The sequence below is a fragment of the Staphylococcus sp. GDY8P45P genome, assembly GCF_017892745.1.
Taxonomy (GTDB): Bacteria; Bacillota; Bacilli; order Staphylococcales; family Staphylococcaceae; genus Staphylococcus; species Staphylococcus cohnii.
This window is the reverse complement of the sequence record NZ_JAESLS010000012.1, coordinates 1-19,135: the sequence shown is the minus strand read 5'-3', so window position 1 is coordinate 19,135 and position 19,135 is coordinate 1. Positions and strand designations below refer to the sequence as shown.

Below are 19,135 nucleotides of genomic sequence, written 5' to 3'. Positions count from 1 at the left end.
CACAATTATACGGACTTTATCAATTGAAAAGACAACTATTTAGATTTATAAAGAAAATGAATATGTTTTAATATCATTATCTGCTGTGCCACCTTTATAATAATTATCAAAATCTTCGTTTTTAGTTACATTACCGGAAGAATCGGTTTCCGTAACGAAATATTTTTGTAGATTATGAGGCTCATTAGCTACTTTTTTTTCAAAGTTTTTCCACTGTTCTATAATAATAGAAGTCAAACTTGAAACATTTTCGAGTAAATGTTTTCTATCAATGTCAATTGTATCAAAAATTTGTGAAACTGCAGATACAACAGCGTATTTTCCGTACCTCAGTGCATTACCATAAAATTTAACACCATATTTATCTTCGGTTTTTTTTGTGTTTTTTTCTAGATGTTCTAGCTCTTTATAAACAAAGTAAGAAAAGATTAATCTATCAAAATCGGTATCTATATTTATATAAGAAGAAAAGTTTTTAGATCTAAAAAGAACATCTTCTCCACTTCTTCGAGCTGTAGATGCTTCTCCATTAATAGCAAAAGCAACTCTAGTTAATATTTCACGTTTGATAACCTCATTTTTATTAATATAACCTTGATTCAATCCATCATCTAGTTCTCCTTTTTTACGGTTATAATAATATCCAAACTGTTCAAATATATAGTCTTGAAGTTGTATTTGTATTAAATCGTTAGAGTGTCTGTCAGCTTCTTTCACTGTGCTTTGATTATTAGTTGCAATAGATAGATGTTCAATAAATTCGATTTTTTTTTCATCTTTTAAAGTCTCATCTAAAGTTATAACCTTAGTTAAAACTTCTTTACCCTCAAATACACTATTTTCTATATTAGGATCCTCATAAATTTTAGCTAAGGTATGTGCAGTTTGCCCACCGTTAATAATTTGTGGATTTGTAATTTCTAATAAGGCAACGCCTTTTTTACCAGTTTTAGTAGTATGAGAGGTATCATCTGAAAGTAAAGTTAAACCATTATTTAATAATGAAAATATATTATCATTTTGATCTGTTATAGATTCATAAATATTATTATTAACAGTGTTAGATGATAGGCCTAAATAACTACGTGGATTATATTGTAGTACTGAATTTCTGTATTCACTCATTATTTTAGCAATTTCAATTGTTGGAATAAAAAATAGTTGAACATTAGAAGTTGATTCTTTGTTAGTAACTTCATAATCCATCGAAATATTATTTTTTGAACCCATATTAAGACTTACTTTGATATCTTTTGCAACATGGCATGTGCCTTTAATTATTGGAAAAACCAGTTTATTATAAGCTTTTTCAAAGTTAAATACTGAATAAGGAAGTGAAATAATTTTTTGTAGAACTGTGTCGCTATAATTTTCTAAATTTGCTAATATAATGACTTGAAATTTATATCTACTTACTTGTTCAAGGGAATTTAATTTTTCTTGAAAAGCTAATATTTTATTATTGTAATTATTTCCTTTCGAATCACTAGATTCACCTTCTGAGATTCTAATTATATCCATTTTCGAAAGTTCATCTATTGAAATGGATTTAGATTCAAAATTTTTTTCAGTTGATCTGAATTTTGATTGTATAAAGTATACGATTTTCTCGTCTTTATCAATGTAATATGCATCAATTCCGCCATCATTTGGTCCGTCAGTAATAAAATTTTCTCTTGATTCAAAAGTAGTTAAATTAAAATTAGCTTTTAAAAAAAGATGTATATATGCTAAAGAAAAAGCGTACTCCTTTTTTTTAAAAGGTTCTTCAACATGATATTTTTTGTAATTTTTTGGAGCCTCTTTTCTTAGAGAATCTAGAATGTTTAATAAAGTATTATATTTACTCATAAATTTCACCTACAGTATTAAATTTTTAATCTTTAATATATTCTAACAAATAAAACAAAAAAAGGGGTTATTTATACAATTTACTTTTTTTATTTATAATATAGTTACATAAACAGGGTTTAAAAAGGAGCTATCAAATTATAATGTCAAATATTAAATTCGAATAAAAATTATGGCAAGCTGTTTATAAATTAAGAGGAAGTATGGATGCTGTCGAATATAAAATTTAGCATTAGATTTAATTTTTTACAATATGTGTTAGATTCATTTGAAGAAAAAAATGAAGAATTAAAGCAAGACTATTATGCAAAAGAAGAGGATCAAGATGAATCTTCAGCCGAAAAAACTGTCTGGGTTACGAAAGAAACAATAAGACTTTCAGATATCGACAGGAAAGTAAAAATGAGTTAGTCACTTGATAATGTCAACTATCTACTCAGATGGTCCTGAAATTATTCAGAATAAAATTGTATCTATGTATACTGATCTGGACCATATATAATATGAGTGGAAAATCCAGGAAAGTTAAGGAATATCTGAATGATAATTTTTAGGTAGAGCTAGCATCTATCCAAGAAAAAAACAGTAATATGAAAATAATATTAAATGACTCTATGACGTGTTAAAGAATAGAAGCTTGGAAGTACGTTCAGTTGTATCACAAATATTAGAAAAGGAAAGGACTACGATAAGTATCGAATACTTTTAAAGACGAGTTGAAAAATTTTTGATTTTAAACAAATACTCAAAGGATTGAAGGTTTTATGGATATTAATATTCAATATTTTGAAGAAAAAAGATGCTAATGTTTGAAACCAATATTTCTGACTATTCTAAAGAAGATTTGGTGAAAGATGCTGAGAATATAACTATGTCATCAATTATTGAAAGAGCTTCTTGGACCCACTTTTATGTATTTAGAGATGGGGCTATCATCATTGCGACAAGTGCAATTGGTCCTTATTGGGACAGTCTGACTGAGAGTAATTTTTTACTATTTTTGTTTTACCTGAATATCATGGCATAGGGATTGGAAAACTCACTATTAATACATTAGAAGAAGATGAGTTTTATAAGAGCGCCAGCCGGATAGAGATACCAACATCAATTACTGCCGTCCCTTTCTATCAGAAGTTTGATTATAAATTTAAAATGGAGTCATTTTTGGTGATGCGAACCACAAAAATGATAAAGAATTAGTGGCAAAACAAGGTTTTGAAGCATTAAAAAATAAAATAGATCATGTAGTTTGTGGAGATGAGGATACTAAAAAGAAGCTGAAGAAAACAAAATAACTTCTGAAGAAATCAAAGCAGCTAGACATGCTAAAAAAGCTAAACCACAATAAAATTTTAAATGTTATTTCTAATGAAAGAATATCAAACAATTCGATAATTAAGTCAATTCCAAAGCTTGAAATAATAAAAATACTTTTGTTGAATTCAGAACAAATGAATTTATACGAGGGTGTTTTTTTGAAAAGTAATAAATATTAGCATTTAATGACAGAATTTGCCATTATCAATGGTTTAACAATTTGAAATTGTAAATTTATATATTTAATTAATAAAAAGACTCGAACTTAATCGAGTCTTTTTTACTTGAACTTATTATAGTAGGAGTTATTATTGTGATTTTTAAAATTAGTAATTAAAACATAGAAACCAATTATTAAGATTAATATTGGTAAAATAATTATTAAGTAAATAGAAAATGAACCGAAGATGTTAGTAATCATTGCCAATGCGAACAGAATTAAAAAATTAAATTTAACAAATTCAACCTTAAATTTTTTGACATATTTTCACTTCCTTAACCTGAATAAATTTTTAAACTGGTTACTTTTAGTCCTCATTATCATTATTATTTCGCTTATTAAAGATAAGATAAATTATTACTATTGCTATAGGAATGAAAGCAGAAAAAATAACCGAATAACTACCATTTTTAATTAAAAACGGTAAGCAGACTGCCATAATTATTAAGCATATAGTTAACACTATAATGGCATAAACTTTACTTTTATTCATCCTGTAACTCTCCTTCAACTTATTATTTTCATAAATATAACAGATCTTCTTGTGTAAAAGGAGTTCTGTACGCTCCTCTCATTTTCTTAGCTGAAATAAAACATTCTGTATAGATTGGATAAAGTATTTCTAAATTTAACTTTGTATTCGCAATTCTGATACCCACGTATAATCTAATCCATTCCTTAGAGCCATAAAAAATACTCCTGTTATCAAGACTGTCCATATATGATTTTCCATCAATTCACTTCATATTATATTATGAGCAACCTTTTTTTATTTATGATACGCTTCTGCTTATCGATTTATGATGCGGTTTTTGGTTAATAAATAGCCGGTTTCAATATGAAACCGGCTAAACAAATTTTATGATTTTTATATATTGGGATAGTAACTACAATAATCTTTTAGCAATATGAACAGTAATTTTAGGATGAATGAATTAACTGATAGCAATCTACATGTATAATACAAATATGTAGCGGTTGGTTTCTTATAATAAATGACTCAATGTTCTTACTAATATGATTACGATTAATAAACGTTAAATTTTTATTTTTTTAAATATCTAAGTTACAGCGGATACTTTAATTTAGTGAAATTAACTTACTCTAGTAGTACTTTTTTAAAAATGTCTTTTCAAAATTCATGAGCTGATACATAAATTTTTCAAAATCTTCTCTAACAAAACAGCTTAATAAAAGTAATTTTATTTCTTTTGTTAAGTTGTTTTTTATTTCTTTTAATAAGCGTTCTCCATTATGCGTCAAACTCACTAATTTAGTACGTTTATCATTAGAATAAACTCGTTGCACATAACCTTTGTATTCTAACTTCTTAACACGTTTTGATGCAGCTGTCTTATAAGTACGTTGCTTATTTGCTAAGTCGTTAATCGATACTTTTTCATTATGCTGAATAAAATACATTGTTTCTATTTGTTCATAAGATAAGTAACGACCTGGTTCCAATTCTTTAACCATGTTAGTAATTGCTTTATTAATATTCGCTGTAGCATCATAGAATTGGTTAATTAATATTTCTAAGTTTCCCTCTTTATCCTCCATATTAACCTTCCTTACTAAACTATCATTTTTCAACCATCATTTATTTTTTAAAAATTAAATATTACTTATTATAAGCATAATAACTTTATTCCATTACATCACTTTCTTCAGCTTTTTCAGTTGCTTTTCTCATCAGTGGATCAGTAATTGGTTTAAAGATAACACCAATTAATAAAAATCCTATACCAAATAATGAAAGTACCACTAATTTTTTAGTTAAAATTTCAGGTACAGGTCCTCCAACTGCTTCTCTTAAAGCATCTATTGAATAGGAGAAAGGTAAATAAGGGTGAATGACTTGGAAGAACTCTGGTGTAACTTGGATAGGGAAGGTTCCTCCACCACCTGCTATTTGTAGTACAAGGAAGATGATTGCAATTGCTTTCCCTGGATTTCCTAACAATGACACTAAAGTATATACAATTGAAATAAATACAAGTGATGAGAATACTGATATAGCAATAAACCATACAACAGATTCAACTTGCGCTTTCAGTATCACCATATCTCCAATTGATACGATGAGTGCTTGGATAATACCCAACGTATAGAACAACCCACTCTTTCCTAGATAAATTTCTCTTGTCGTTAGATGTGGCTCTAATGATTTATGTTTATTATCTGTCGTTAATAAACTTACCAGTAATAAAGCTCCTACCCATATTGCTAATGCTGTGTAAAATGGTGTGCTTGCTGAACCGTAGTCTTTCACAGGAAATATATCTTTTTGATCTATATTAATTGGATTTGCGATTACATTAGCTTGTTTTTTCAAATCATTTTTCAATAGGTCTACCATTTTATCCACTGCATCGTCGTCTTCAATCTCATCAAATAGTTTGTTCGCTTTAGCCAGATCTTTTTCAACATCTGGTAATTGATTACGTGCAAAATCTGCCAAATTGTGCAAGCTTTCTTTTGCACGTGGTTGATTTGTATCTAAAATATCTACCAAATTATCATAGCGATTAAACAGTGTTGGTATTGTATTGTTCACAGTTGCTGTTGTATCAGATAACTGTTGTTCTAAACCTGGCAAGTCATTTTCAATAAATGATGCTGCGTTAGAAACACTTTGTTTAAATTGTGGATAATAATTTTGAGCAATAGACATTGCATCCATATATCTTTGCTCAATGACTGGTAGTGCACTTTGAATCGTCTCAATTCTATCCTTACCAGTAGTTAAAATACTTTCTCCTGAATTTATAACTTGATTAATTGTGTTTAATTTCGATTGAACAGTTGATAGTTTTATATCGCCGTCATCTAATAATGACATCACATCATTAGATACATCTAATAATTTTTGGTTTAGTTCTGACTTAATATAGTTTCTTAAATCATCTAAGCTACTATTCACGCGTGGAATTTCTTTAAGTAATTCTACTGCTTCTTCTTTACCAGAACTTCCATTCGAAAGTGCTTCACTAAGTTGATTTTGTGTCTTAATTAAATTATTAATTCTATTATTTGCTGATTCTAATTCCTTAATCTCATCAGAAAGATCTACCTTTTCTCTATCTTCAAGCTCTGATAATATATCTATAAACTTTTGATTGGACTTACTTGTTACTTCAAGTCTAGATTTAATATTATCTAAAGTTTCTTTGAAATCTTTTGGCTTATCTGTAGATATAATACCGTAAGTGACATTTTTTAGCGCATTAATATCTTCTTGACTACTTTCCGCTTGTTTGTCGGTATAATTGGATAAAGATAATAATGATTTTGATAGTGAAGATTCCATTGCGCTTACATCTTCACTACTTATTGCTGTTCCATTTTGATTATTCCCAGCATTGTCGCTATTACCATTACTTATTTGCGAAGTTTTAATATTTGAATAACTATCTGACCCTTTAGAACTTTGCTGCTCAGTTTCAACATTTTCTTGTAATCGATTATTAGCATTTTGATTTGCTTCTTGTGCATTATCAACGACTTCTTGATAGCCTTCGACACGCTGTTGCACTGCAGGTAAATATCCTTGCGCTTCATTCAGGCCTTGTAACCCTGCGTCAACCCCTGCGCTTGCAAGGTCTACACCACGATTAATTTTTGGAAAAGCTTCTGGTACATCATTAGATGCAACATTCAAGGCATTTTCAATATTTGGCATGTAGTCATTTAATGCCAATATCAATTTAGCTCGGTCATTTAATGTCGGAATGGCCGCATTAACTTGGTTTAATTTATCTGCAGCATCTATAACTTCACCTTTATGATTTCCTAACGCTCTAAATTCATCAGCATAATTGTCAATCTCATCCTGATTTTCATCTAAATATATTATTTTATCAGCAAAATCATTAATTTTGGGTATAGAATCATTAGCTTTAGATACTGCATCTTCAATTTTATTTATGGTTGGAATTTCTTCCTCAAGTTTCACGCCAAGTCGATTTGCTTCATCTAATAATGCTTTTGTTACTGTCTCATTAAATTGTTCATTTGCTTTTTGAACAATGGCACTCGTTCCTGCATTTGTCATTTTAGGCGCAATCGCGTTAAGTTTTTGATTCACTTTGTATTCTACGTCTGCTTGCTGTGGGTTTTTTCGAAGTGTGCCGGTAATTTGGTGCGTAAACTTCTCTGGTATGTAAATGGCCGCGTAATAATCGCCCATCTTCAAATCATGATCGGCTTTTTTTCGACTTACAAATTGCCAATCAAAGTTATCGTCTTTCTTTAGTTTATTGGTAATTTTATTGCCCACGTTCACACTTTTATCTTTAACTGTATCTCCCTTATCCTCATTTACAACAGCTACTTTAATATTTTTAGTATTACCATATGGATCCCATGTCGCTTCTAAGTTAAACCAAGCATAAAAAGAAGGAAGAAGTGCTAAACCTCCTAAAATCACTAAAACAGCAGGCGTCTTAGCAATCTTTTTCAAATCCATTATAAATAATTTTATTCCGTTCTTCATTTATACACCTCTAAAACTGTATCTATTGATTTTTCTTACATAAATTTAAAATTACTATTTGTTAATTTCATATAAGTTGATATAATGAATGCATTAACGAATTTTTTCATTTTTTAGTTGATACACATCAACTATATCTAAGTCTGTTTACAGTGTACCAAGACAAACCATAGTTTGTACATAGTAAAGTAATATATTTTAGAAAAGAGGTATTTTCATGAAGCAACAAAAATTATTAGTCTGTTTGCTTTCAACTTCTTTACTTATTCCATCATTTTCTATCAACGATGTTAGTGCCGAATCTTTAGAAAAAAGTGCCACAACTTCTGAATCAAATGACGTGTATAAGGAAAAAGATGAGGAGCAAGCTAAGCAATCGCATTTATCAAAAAATGGAAATGATGAAAAGAATAAGTCTAGTGATGAAAAAGAAAATAGTGAACGCAAGAGTAAGTTAAATAGTACAAAAGATGAAAGGACTACAGAAGATATTAATAATAAAAGACATAAAACTTCTGATAATGAATCATCCAACGAAAAAATACCGAGTTCATTTGAAAATTCATTTAATGATTCATCGTCTTATGATAGTTTGAATGTTTTCAAGCCAGAACCTTTTAAGAGTGACAATGATGGGCTATCTGAATTATTAAATCAACTGTTCTCTAATAATAAAATGAAACAAACTTCTACTATAGAGAATAACAATGTACAAAACGAGAAGAATGAGAGTAAAAATGATGATACATCTATAGATCAAATAAATCCAAATACGACAAATTCGGATGATAGTGACGAATCAAATACTAACAATTTAGAAAAAAATAGTGATAAAGGTTCACTACAAGGTGACATTGATGATGTACAGTCATCTGAGAATTCAAAGAATGATGATATAGATAATAAGTCTGAATCAAACAAACTTCCAGTTGATAAAAATCAAAAAAAAGATGATGGTGAGTCAAAACGATCTTCCCAACAAGATCGATCTTATGAAGAAGCAAATAATGATGCTGATGATCTAGACAACAAAGATAATGACACATCTGCTACTGAAAACGATAATGCCAACAGTGATAACGAAAATGCTGATAAATCAGATACAAAATCTGACGATAAAGTATTAGATGCAATTTTAGACGAGTATAGTGAAGATGCTAAAAATAATAAAAAACAATATGATGCTCAAAAAGATGATTTATCAAATGGAAATAGTAAAAGTAAGAAAAATAATTCTGAGAAACAGGCATCGAATACAAATGCTAACCCTCAATTACCTTCTGAATCACAATTAGCTAAAAAAGAAAAGCCAGCTCAATCATTTGAAAACGATATAAACCAATCAAACATCAGATCTACTGCAACTTTCCAACAATTGCCAAATTTATCGGATGATAATAACAATTCTAACGATATAACAATTACTGAAAGTAAAAATACACGAGATTTTATTAAAACAGTTGCACAAGACGCTCACGACATAGGTCAAGATGAAGATATTTATGCATCTGTTATGATTGCCCAAGCCATATTAGAATCTGACTCAGGCACTAGCGATCTTGCTAGTTCACCCCATTTCAATTTATTTGGAATAAAAGGAGCTTATGAAGGTCAGTCGGCTACATTTAATACACTCGAAGATAATGGCAACCATACGTTCCAAATTTCAGCAAACTTCCGCAGCTATCCAAGCAAAAAAGAATCATTGGAAGATTATGCCAATTTAATCAAACACGGCATCGATGGTAACCAGGACATTTATAAACCAACATGGAAAAGTGAAGCTTATAGTTACCGTTCAGCAACAATGCATTTGGCTACCACATACGCGACTGATTCACAATACGCGGACAAATTAAATAGTATTATCAACCACTATGACTTAACACAGTTTGATAATAAAAAAATGCCTGATTTAGATAACTACAAAGCGAACAACGATGATTATGATTCAGCTTTCAAACCATTTTCAGAAACAACAAATGACTCTCCTTATCCTCATGGGCAATGTACATGGTATGTTTATAATCGCATGGCACAGTTCGACAAATATGTGAGTGGTGATTTAGGCGACGCACGAAACTGGAATAATCGAGCAGAAAGAAAAGATTATGCTGTTTCTTCAACACCAAAAGCTCACACTGCCGTTGTATTTGAGGCAGGTCAACAAGGGGCAGACCAGATCTACGGTCATGTAGCTTTTGTAGAAAAAGTTAACGATGATGGTTCTATCGTTATATCAGAATCAAACATTAAAGGACTTGGTATCGTTTCTTATAGAACAATTGATGCAGATGCTGCAACTGAATTGAGTTACATTACAGGTAATAACTAGTAAATTTAATATTCCCTTTATTTTCTTTATTAAAGTGTTTAATTTAGCTTTTATTCATTCAAAATACAAATGCTCCATTCAAAGTTACACTTACTAGTGTTCACTTTGAATGGAGCATTTTCAATATACTATATGAATTAACTTGTACTAAAATACGTTATAATTTAATATTTACAATTTTTCGATTTATTTCGTTTGGTGAACCATATTAATCCACCACCTATAATGAAAAGTAGAATCCCTAATGGAATTGTTGATTTTTTTACTACTGTTCCTGTATCAGGTAAAGAAAAATCACCATTATTGTCAAATAAACCACTTAAAAAGCTACCCGAGGAATCACCTAGAGATAAAGCACGACCAGGCGAAGGATTAGATATATCCTTAATTCCATCTAATATACTGTTTCTATTGAATAAATCGTCAAATAGACTTGGTGTACCAAGTAATTTTGAATTTCCACTTAATTTTCGCATCTGTTCATCTCTGTCTAACAAACTCCCATCAAATTTATTTGATAAACTTGGCGTATATTTTAATGGTTCAAACAAACCATGCATATCATCTTTAAATTTACTTATATCTTTATCAACCTTTAATAAATCATTCAACTCGTTATTAATTCCCGATTTCATTAGATTTAATAAGTTATGCTTAGAATCTTCTTTTTTGGCAATAACGTCAGCAAGCGCTTTAGCTTTAGCATCATTTAATTTCGTAGCTAGCATTGTTTCTAAAGCTTTACGTTTATCATGAGATTGGTCCAATATATTTTCTAAAATATCATCGCTTGTAACATTGTCCCCAAAATGATGTTTGATTAAAGCTACAATTTGTTCGTTACTCGGATTTTTACGCATTATTTCACCAACGATTTTTGATGTATCTATATGATCAAATTTAGTTAATAGTATCGTTTTAATAAGTTCTTGCTTATCAGATGTTTTATCAAACATAGATTTTAAAATATCATCACTCGTAGTAGTAGATAAGTTATCTAACTCACTAACAACTTGACTCGCGATTTGTTGATCTGTTTTACCTTTTGTATCTATACGTTCTAAAATAGATTGTGCATTCTTTTCATCAAAAGTACCACTAACAATATCTTTTACAGCTTGTTCTTTATTATTTACAGATTGTAAATGATTTACTACAACGTCATTTTGTTTCTTTAGACTTTGTTGCGTTTTTTCTATTTCTTTTTTCAATTTTTCTTTGTTTTTAGCAGATATTGAGTCTCGTTCAGAAAGCTTTGAATCCAATATCTTTAAATTATTTTCTTTATTTTCGACATAATAATCTAAATTATCTTTTACTTTTGAATGGTTTGTCTTAACTTTATCGATGTCTTTTTTAATTTCGTCTGATTGTTGCATTTGATTACTCTCAGTATTAGATGTATCTTTAAATGCTAAACCGTCTTGGTTGTTTTCTTTAATAGCGCCTTCGTCTTTTTCTGAAGCCGTATTTTTATTTTCTTCACTATCATTCATATCTGCTATATCTTTACTTTCTTCATTTAGTTTACACATATCAACTAAATGAGATATTTCTTGCTTTGTATCTCTTTGATTTAAATTAGCATCAAACGTATTATCTTGCAGACCTTCTTGATCGAACAATTCATTACTATCTTGTTCTTCAATATGGTTAGACTTTTCTTTGACAGAAGAGGCTATATTTTTTTGACCATCTAACTCACTTTTTACACTTTCCTTATCTTCAGATACTTCCTTTTTGTCATTTTCAATTAAATGACTCTGCACTTTATTCTGTTCAATGATTTTATTATCAACCTTTTTTGCTTTCTTCAATATTGCTTCAACTTCTTCTGTACTTTTAGCTTTTATAATTTCATTAATAGAAGCATCTTTCTGACTATCTTTAATGTTTTTTAGTTTATCAATTTTCTCTTTACCTTCTTGAATGCGTTTTTCTAGCGTATTTTCACTATTAGAATGTGTCTCAATATTTAAATCAGCCTTATCTTTTGCTTCTACTGATGGTGTTGAAGTCACACTATATCCCATTAAAGAAGTGCTAATAATGAGGGCCACACTAGAAAATTTAAATTGATGATTTAATCTGGTTTTATTATTTAAATTATTATACCTTAACTTTTTCATTAAATTCACCTTTCTTCTAATTATTCATCTTCATTATATAAGTTATATAAATTTATTCAAATAGCAATATTGAAATACTATCTCATTTAAAGTAATAAATATTGTACAACTCAACTTTTAGCTTTATTTATTATACGCTTCACAAAAACATAACAGCAATTCTCATAAACCTCATACGTTCCGATACGTTCAAAATCCCTTTATGAAGCGGCTGAAAAACCGCATCATTTATGATATGCTTCTGCGTATCGGTTAGTGATGCGGTTTTTAATTAACGTCTTTTTGTTATAAGTCTTAAAGAATATTAAATAAACAACATCATTTTCCTTAACTGAAACGAAAGAACGACAAGTTCCATACTATTACTTTGGAATTTGTCGTTCATTTATTTATTAGAAGCATATATTTTACAGACTTCTAAATTAATTGTTACAACAATTGTTATTATCTTCTTGCTCTTTTTCATCTTTTTCTTTTTTTTCGTTCTTTTCCTCAATTTCTACCGAACAACATGACTGTTCTTGAGGTTTTATTTTTTTTAATGCGTCTTTAATACCCATTATTTCACCTCCTTTAAATAATGATATTCACAATCAAACCTGTAACAATAGCCACAACTAAAATTGCAATAATGAATGATATTACAAATTTTTTCTTGAATAGCTTAGATAGCAATACGACCTCTGGAATACTTGCGCCAGCACCACCAATTATTAATGCAACTACTGTTCCTAGCGACATACCTTTTGATACTAATGCTTCGGCTATAGGTAACATTGTTTCTGGTCTGATATACATAGGGATACCGATAACAGAAGCAATAAACACCGATATAAAACCATCACCACTTGCATACTTAGTTATAAATTCTTCAGGTATGAATCCATATATAAAGGCACCAATAAATACACCAATAAATAGATAAGGTAACATTGGGTATAAAAATGCCCACGCATCGTTTAATGCTTGTTTAAAACGAGATCCTGTTTTATTAGCAAAAAAGCCATCACCTTTAACATTGACCCCTTTATAACTTTCAGCTAAATTCATTTTTGAAAATACTAAACCTGTTAAAATACTGAAAATTGCTAGTACTACAAAATAAACAATGGCTACTTTCCATCCTAATAAAGCCCATAACATAAATATCATTAGTGGGTTCATTAACGGTGAAGCAATTAAGAAACTCATTGCTGGACCAAAAGGAACTTTGGAATTTAATAGACCTGCAAGTATTGGAATAGTTGAACAAGAACAAAATGGTGTAACAGCACCAAATATCATACCTAATATATAATTGACGACTTCATTAGGTTTGCTCAAAAGCTTTATAATTTTTTCTTCTGAAACAACTTGTTGAATCAGACTTACTATAAAACTCACTACTATAAATAGTAATAATAATTCAAAAAATAACATCAGAAATGTTTTTATGAATTCCATAATTGAATCTATCATTAGTATAAGGCCTCCGAATTCATTTAATCAACTTTTCTTGATGTATTAATCAAAAAAATTTGATTAATTCTATGTTATAAAGAAGATACTTAAGGTATCTTACAGCAAGTATCTTCATTTAAAACCACCTGTATTTGTTGCTCATTAATTTTATAATAATTCCATGTGCCATGCTTTTCAGCAATAAGAATATTTGCATCTACTAATTTTTTTAAATGATAGGAAAGTTTAGATTGTTTTAACGCTAATAATTCTTCTAGATCACAAACACATAAAGATTTTGAATCGCTTTGACGTATTGATTGTAGAATTTTAAGCCTGATTTTATCAGCTAGCGCATTAAACATCTGTTCATAAAAGTCTAATTGTTCTTTCTCACTTCTATTAGGACTGGACTTAATAATTTCCATTAAATAATCACCTCTCTTATATATAGATATTTCTATTTTTGTTTGAGTTCTTGTATTGCTTGATTAAAATGAGTTTCTGTTATTTTACCATACATGTCAGGTTCTCCTTTAAAGAACTCATTTTTCATATATGATATAGCTTCTTTTAAAGAAACTTCTCTTGATATCATAATTAGATTTAAGTAGCTAACAAAATAATCAACAGATAATGTACCTGCATGATTTATTCTCATAAAATCGAACTCCTTTATAAAATACTAAAATGATACATCAATTTTTTTGATGTATTAAATATAAATTATTATTTCAACTTTTGCAAGATAATAAAACTAGTTATTTAGGACGCATTCTAATCTAATACTAAAATTAGTCAAAAAACTACATAGACATAAAGCTATATAGATGTTAATCTATGTAATGAATAGGAGGTATATTTATGTCTTATAAAGAATTATCAGCAATATTAAAAGTTTTATCAGATCCAAGCAGGTTAGAAATATTAGATTTACTTTCTTGTGGTGAACTATGCGCTTGTGACTTATTAGAACACTTTCAATTCTCACAACCTACACTAAGTCATCATATGAAGTCATTAGTAGATAACGAATTAGTTACAACACGAAAAGACGGCAACAAACATTGGTATCAACTTAATCATGCTATTTTAGATGATATTATTCAAAACTTAAACATCATTAATACATCTAATCAAAGATGTGTATGTAAAAATGTGAAATCAGGTGACTGTTGATGACCATTTTAGCAATTATAATCTTCTTGTTAACTTTAATCTTTGTGATATGGCAACCAAAAGGTTTAGATATTGGTATTACAGCTTTAATTGGAGCTGTTGTTGCTATCATTACAGGAGTCGTAAGTTTTTCCGATGTATTAGAAGTAACCGGTATTGTTTGGAATGCAACTTTAACTTTTGTAGCTGTTATTCTTATTTCATTAATATTAGATGAAATTGGATTTTTTGAATGGTCTGCAATACATATGGTCAAGGCTTCAAACGGTAATGGCTTAAAAATGTTTGTTTTTATTATGTTACTTGGGGCAATTGTAGCAGCATTTTTCGCAAATGATGGTGCAGCTTTAATCTTAACGCCTATTGTATTAGCAATGGTAAGAAATCTAGGATTTAACAAAAAAGTGATTTTTCCTTTTATAATTGCCAGTGGTTTCATCGCTGATACGACATCACTACCTTTAATTGTAAGTAACTTAGTGAATATTGTTTCTGCAGATTACTTTAATATTGGATTTATTGAATATTTTAGTCGAATGATTATACCTAATATATTCTCTCTAATTGCCAGTATTATCGTCTTATGGGTATATTTCAGAACATCCATACCTAAAACGTTCGATACAGAAAATCTATCAGATCCTAAAAGTGCAATTAAAGATCCTAAATTATTTAAGATTTCTTGGGTAGTATTAGCCGTACTACTCGTTGGATATCTTGTTAGTGAGTTTATCCAAATTCCTGTATCAATTATTGCTGGTATTATCGCTTTTATCTTTGTTCTGTTAGCTCATAAATCTAAAGCAGTTCATACAAAACAAGTCATTAAAGGCGCGCCGTGGAATATCGTTTTGTTCTCCATTGGTATGTACTTAGTTGTATTTGGATTGAAAAATGTAGGAATCACAACTATTTTAGCTGATGTATTATCCAATATTTCAAGTCTTGGATTATTCAGTAGTGTTATGGGCATGGGCTTTATATCAGCATTTTTATCTTCCATTATGAATAATATGCCTACTGTATTAATAGATGCAATCGCAATTGGCCAATCTAGTGCTACAGGTATATTAAAAGAAGGTATGATTTATGCGAATGTTATAGGTTCTGATTTAGGCCCTAAAATTACGCCAATTGGTTCGTTAGCTACATTATTGTGGCTTCATGTTTTAACACAAAAAGGAGTAAAAATTTCTTGGGGAACATACTTTAAAACTGGAATTATCATTACTATTCCAGTCCTATTTGTAACACTCTTAGGTTTATACCTTACACTAATCATATTTTAAGAAAAGAGGCTTTAATTATGGATAAGAAAACAATTTATTTTATATGTACAGGAAACTCTTGTCGTAGCCAAATGGCTGAAGGTTGGGGAAAGGAAATATTGGGTGAAGATTGGAATGTCTATTCTGCTGGTATTGAAACGCATGGTGTTAATCCTAAAGCAATAGAAGCTATGAAAGAAGTAGATATTGATATATCAAACCATACGTCAGACTTGATTGATAATAATATTTTAAAACAATCAGATTTGGTCGTAACGTTATGTAGTGATGCAGACGATAATTGTCCTATTTTACCACCAAACGTTAAAAAAGAGCATTGGGGTTTTGAGGATCCAGCAGGTAAAGAATGGTCAGAATTTCAACGTGTTAGAGATGAAATTGGCAAAAAAATTAAAGAATTTAATAGCTAAGTAAAAAATTAATCAACTAAATACAAGGAGTTTTTTATGTATAAATATATAAATATATTTTTTGTTGCATTAAAACTTGGATTACTATCATTTGGAGGACCAACTGCCCACTTAGGTTATTTTTATGATGAGTATGTTAAGAAAAGAAAATGGCTTGATGAAAAAGAATACTCAGATTTAGTAGCGCTATGCCAGTTTTTACCTGGACCTGCAAGCAGCCAAGTTGGTATTGGTATAGGAACTATTAGAGGAGGAATTCTGGGAGGAATTATTTCTTTTATTGGTTTTACACTTCCTTCTGTGATTATACTTATGGTTTTTTCAGCATTAATTATTAACAATGATTCTAGTTTAACTTGGATGCAAGGATTAAAACTAGTAGCTGTTGCCATTGTTGCCCAAGCCGTAATAGGTATGGGTAAAAAATTAACTAATACTAAAAGTACCATTACATTGGCATTATTTGTTCTTATATTATCTCTAACAATCGATAATCTTTATATTCAAGTAATCGCATTATCTATTACTGGTATATATGGTCTTATCTTTTTAAAAGAAACCTCTACAGATAAAAATTATTTAAGAGTGAAGACATTTAAATTACCTAAAATGTTAGGTTTTATTTCAATTTCATTATTTTTTTTACTATTAACTATATTGCCTATAGTTAGTTCTATGACGAATAATTTATGGCTTAGAATGTTCGATAGTTTTTATAGATCTGGTTCTTTAGTGTTTGGAGGTGGTCATGTCGTATTACCTTTATTAGAAAATGAGTTTGTACCACAAGGTTTAATATCACCTGATAGCTTCATAACGGGTTATGCTGCTGCTCAAGCTGTACCTGGACCATTATTTACGTTCGCTTCATATATTGGCATGTCTATAGAAGGTATTGGAGGGGGAATTTTGGCTACTGTCGCTATATTCCTACCAGCATTTCTATTATTATTTGGAGTGTTACCATTTTGGGATAATATTAAATCTAACACTTATGCTGAAGGTTTTTTAAAAGGTATAAGCGCGGGTGTAGTAGGTATTCTTATCGCTGCATTTTATAATCCGATTTGGGCTTCAACTATTAAATCAGAATTAGATTTTGTTCTAGCTAGCTCATTATTCGTATTCCTAGTTTATTATAAATTACCTTCCTGGTCTATTGTGCTAATAGGCATTATAATAGGTATAATGTTTTACTAATCTTTCTCGTTCATAATCAAAGAATAAATTTTATAAGTATAGTTATTAAAGTAACCATTATAAATTAAAATAATTGATTTCGTGTAATTATAGTATCTTATCTCAATGTAAAAGATAGTAAAAACCATTAATTATGTAGTGAGCCCAAAAAGTAAAACTTATTGGGCTCACTACATTTCCACTAAAAAGGGGTTTATATTAATTTTATAAATCTATTGCTATTATGACTAATTAGGAATCATATCTATATTTCTTTTAAACTTCTATTTATTCTAAATAATCTTGGTGGTATTATAATATCTGATTGTCTTACAATAACAATTTGATAGGATTACTCACTTTTCCACATCTTTAAATTATTTTAATGATTCTGGGAAATCTTGATAGCCTTCTCTAATATTCACGACATTTTCATAGCCTTTGTTTTCTAATATACCCACTGCTATTGAACTTCTAACACCTGACTGACAATGTACATATATTTTATCTTCTTTATTAAATGGAATATTTTCATTTAATAATTTACCATGCGGAATATTGACTGCTTGATCTAAGTGCCCATTATTCCACTCTTCATCATTACGTACGTCAAGTATATATTCTTCTTTACCAGTCATATCAACGCTATAGATGGATTGGGTTAAAATTTCTGATTTTGGTAAACGATAACCTGCTACATTATCAAAGCCAATTAATTGTAAAGTATGTGTTGCTTGCTCAACGGTAGATTTATCACCAATTAAATCTATACTGTTTTCATAGTCTAAATACCAACCGATTTGGTTAATGAAGTTTTTGTTGTAAGGAATATTGATTGTACCTTCAGTATGACCGCCATGAAAGGCTTCTTTACTACGAAGATCAAAGGCTATTCTTACATTATCTAAACTAGGAAAAACGTTGTATGGTTGATACATGTTCATACCAAACTGATTAATTTTTTTCATCTGTGCAAAGTGATGGGGTGGCGCTGGTTGATTTGATGTTAACGTTTCAACAAATTTAGATTCATCTGTCACATTAAATGCCCAGTTATTTATTTTTTCGTAACCTAGCGTAGACATTGGTATAGCACCTAATGCTTTACCACATGGGCTGCCAGCACCGTGTCCAGGCCATATTTGAATATAATCTGGTAAATCTTTAACACCTTCTATAGAATGATACATCTGTTTTGAACCAATCTCTGTATTACCTTCCATTTGTACTGATTTTACTAGTAAATCAGGTCAACCGATATCACCAACAAAAATAAAGTCACCACTAAATA

15 protein-coding genes and 2 pseudogenes are annotated in these 19,135 nt (G+C 29.7%); 8 read left to right on the top strand and 9 right to left on the bottom strand.

Annotation, left to right across the window (positions count from 1 at the left end; all coding sequences use genetic code 11):
• Positions 1 to 45: 45 nt before the first annotated feature.
• On the bottom strand, positions 46 to 1,851 hold the full coding sequence (locus KA873_RS12155; RefSeq protein ID WP_210140505.1) for an AIPR family protein: 1,806 nt from the start codon (positions 1,849 to 1,851) through the stop codon (positions 46 to 48).
• Between the two features lie 203 nt (positions 1,852 to 2,054).
• On the opposite strand from KA873_RS12155, the pseudogene KA873_RS12150 reads away from it, so the two are divergent.
• The 3 genes and pseudogenes from KA873_RS12150 to KA873_RS13640 all read left to right on the top strand — a co-directional run.
• Positions 2,055 to 2,217, top strand: a pseudogene (locus KA873_RS12150) (SAM-dependent DNA methyltransferase); the annotation flags it as partial.
• 433 nt (positions 2,218 to 2,650) lie between these two features.
• Positions 2,651 to 2,878 (top strand): hypothetical protein, encoded by a 228-nt coding sequence (locus tag KA873_RS13645; RefSeq protein WP_245337708.1) that lies wholly within the window; start codon positions 2,651 to 2,653, stop codon positions 2,876 to 2,878.
• On the top strand, positions 2,848 to 3,051 hold the full coding sequence (locus tag KA873_RS13640) for a GNAT family N-acetyltransferase (RefSeq protein ID WP_348634404.1): 204 nt from the start codon (positions 2,848 to 2,850) through the stop codon (positions 3,049 to 3,051). The genes KA873_RS13645 and KA873_RS13640 overlap by 31 nt, the downstream gene beginning before the upstream one ends.
• Before the next feature lie 1,441 nt (positions 3,052 to 4,492).
• Here KA873_RS13640 and KA873_RS12140 read toward each other — a convergent pair.
• Entirely contained in the window at positions 4,493 to 4,948 is a 456-nt protein-coding gene (locus KA873_RS12140) for a MarR family winged helix-turn-helix transcriptional regulator (protein WP_107383505.1), read from the bottom strand.
• A gap of 85 nt (positions 4,949 to 5,033) precedes the next feature.
• Positions 5,034 to 7,883: a YhgE/Pip domain-containing protein gene (locus KA873_RS12135; RefSeq protein WP_210140502.1), complete on the bottom strand. Its 2,850-nt coding sequence runs from the start codon at positions 7,881 to 7,883 to the stop codon at positions 5,034 to 5,036.
• 217 nt (positions 7,884 to 8,100) lie between these two features.
• Here KA873_RS12135 and KA873_RS12130 point away from each other — a divergent pair, with 217 nt between their 5' ends.
• Positions 8,101 to 10,218 (top strand): amidase domain-containing protein, encoded by a 2,118-nt coding sequence (locus KA873_RS12130; RefSeq protein ID WP_192947148.1) that lies wholly within the window; start codon positions 8,101 to 8,103, stop codon positions 10,216 to 10,218.
• Between the two features lie 164 nt (positions 10,219 to 10,382).
• Here KA873_RS12130 and KA873_RS12125 read toward each other — a convergent pair whose 3' ends face one another.
• From KA873_RS12125 to KA873_RS12105, 5 genes are all read right to left on the bottom strand, one after another.
• Positions 10,383 to 12,347 (bottom strand): ring-infected erythrocyte surface antigen domain-containing protein, encoded by a 1,965-nt coding sequence (locus tag KA873_RS12125; RefSeq protein WP_210140500.1) that lies wholly within the window; start codon positions 12,345 to 12,347, stop codon positions 10,383 to 10,385.
• Between the two features lie 422 nt (positions 12,348 to 12,769).
• Positions 12,770 to 12,907, bottom strand: coding sequence for a hypothetical protein (locus tag KA873_RS12120; RefSeq protein WP_096808032.1), 138 nt, complete (start codon positions 12,905 to 12,907; stop codon positions 12,770 to 12,772).
• Between the two features lie 13 nt (positions 12,908 to 12,920).
• Positions 12,921 to 13,805, bottom strand: a complete 885-nt coding sequence (locus KA873_RS12115; RefSeq protein ID WP_070704792.1) for a permease — start codon at positions 13,803 to 13,805, stop codon at positions 12,921 to 12,923.
• A gap of 89 nt (positions 13,806 to 13,894) precedes the next feature.
• Positions 13,895 to 14,215, bottom strand: a complete 321-nt coding sequence (locus tag KA873_RS12110) for an ArsR/SmtB family transcription factor (RefSeq protein ID WP_061050412.1) — start codon at positions 14,213 to 14,215, stop codon at positions 13,895 to 13,897.
• Between the two features lie 32 nt (positions 14,216 to 14,247).
• Entirely contained in the window at positions 14,248 to 14,448 is a 201-nt protein-coding gene (locus KA873_RS12105; protein WP_002452584.1) for a hypothetical protein, read from the bottom strand.
• 203 nt (positions 14,449 to 14,651) lie between these two features.
• Between KA873_RS12105 and arsR the strand changes: the two genes are divergently transcribed.
• Genes arsR through chrA form a run of 4 tightly spaced genes read left to right on the top strand, consistent with a single transcriptional unit; the run spans position 14,652 to position 17,865 of the window.
• The gene (gene arsR, locus KA873_RS12100) at positions 14,652 to 14,966 is read left to right on the top strand and encodes an As(III)-sensing metalloregulatory transcriptional repressor ArsR (protein WP_065865872.1); all 315 of its coding nucleotides are present in this window, start codon (positions 14,652 to 14,654) and stop codon (positions 14,964 to 14,966) included.
• Positions 14,963 to 16,255, top strand: coding sequence for an arsenite efflux transporter membrane subunit ArsB (gene arsB, locus KA873_RS12095; protein ID WP_183076536.1), 1,293 nt, complete (start codon positions 14,963 to 14,965; stop codon positions 16,253 to 16,255). Before arsR ends, arsB begins: the two co-directional genes overlap by 4 nt.
• Positions 16,256 to 16,272: 17 nt before the next feature.
• The gene (gene arsC, locus KA873_RS12090) at positions 16,273 to 16,665 is read left to right on the top strand and encodes an arsenate reductase (thioredoxin) (protein ID WP_192947396.1); all 393 of its coding nucleotides are present in this window, start codon (positions 16,273 to 16,275) and stop codon (positions 16,663 to 16,665) included.
• 36 nt (positions 16,666 to 16,701) lie between these two features.
• Positions 16,702 to 17,865: a chromate efflux transporter gene (gene chrA / locus KA873_RS12085; RefSeq protein ID WP_183076534.1), complete on the top strand. Its 1,164-nt coding sequence runs from the start codon at positions 16,702 to 16,704 to the stop codon at positions 17,863 to 17,865.
• A 356-nt stretch (positions 17,866 to 18,221) separates the two neighbouring features.
• Here the strand turns inward: chrA and cstB are convergent.
• Positions 18,222 to 19,135, bottom strand: a pseudogene (cstB, locus tag KA873_RS12080) (persulfide dioxygenase-sulfurtransferase CstB); the annotation flags it as partial.

Excerpts from the sequence above, each read along its gene's own strand:
- KA873_RS12120 (WP_096808032.1), bottom strand. The coding sequence starts at position 12,907 with ATGGGTATTAAAGACGCATTAAAAAAAATAAAACCTCAAGAACAGTCA.
- KA873_RS12105 (WP_002452584.1), bottom strand. The coding sequence starts at position 14,448 with ATGAGAATAAATCATGCAGGTACATTATCTGTTGATTATTTTGTTAGC.
- KA873_RS12135 (WP_210140502.1), bottom strand. The coding sequence starts at position 7,883 with ATGAAGAACGGAATAAAATTATTTATAATGGATTTGAAAAAGATTGCT.
- arsC (WP_192947396.1), top strand. The coding sequence starts at position 16,273 with ATGGATAAGAAAACAATTTATTTTATATGTACAGGAAACTCTTGTCGT.
- arsR (WP_065865872.1), top strand. The coding sequence starts at position 14,652 with ATGTCTTATAAAGAATTATCAGCAATATTAAAAGTTTTATCAGATCCA.
- KA873_RS13645 (WP_245337708.1), top strand. The coding sequence starts at position 2,651 with ATGCTAATGTTTGAAACCAATATTTCTGACTATTCTAAAGAAGATTTG.
- KA873_RS12110 (WP_061050412.1), bottom strand. The coding sequence starts at position 14,215 with ATGGAAATTATTAAGTCCAGTCCTAATAGAAGTGAGAAAGAACAATTA.
- chrA (WP_183076534.1), top strand. The coding sequence starts at position 16,702 with ATGTATAAATATATAAATATATTTTTTGTTGCATTAAAACTTGGATTA.
- KA873_RS12125 (WP_210140500.1), bottom strand. The coding sequence starts at position 12,347 with ATGAAAAAGTTAAGGTATAATAATTTAAATAATAAAACCAGATTAAAT.
- KA873_RS12155 (WP_210140505.1), bottom strand. The coding sequence starts at position 1,851 with ATGAGTAAATATAATACTTTATTAAACATTCTAGATTCTCTAAGAAAA.
- KA873_RS12140 (WP_107383505.1), bottom strand. The coding sequence starts at position 4,948 with ATGGAGGATAAAGAGGGAAACTTAGAAATATTAATTAACCAATTCTAT.
- KA873_RS12130 (WP_192947148.1), top strand. The coding sequence starts at position 8,101 with ATGAAGCAACAAAAATTATTAGTCTGTTTGCTTTCAACTTCTTTACTT.
- KA873_RS12115 (WP_070704792.1), bottom strand. The coding sequence starts at position 13,805 with ATGATAGATTCAATTATGGAATTCATAAAAACATTTCTGATGTTATTT.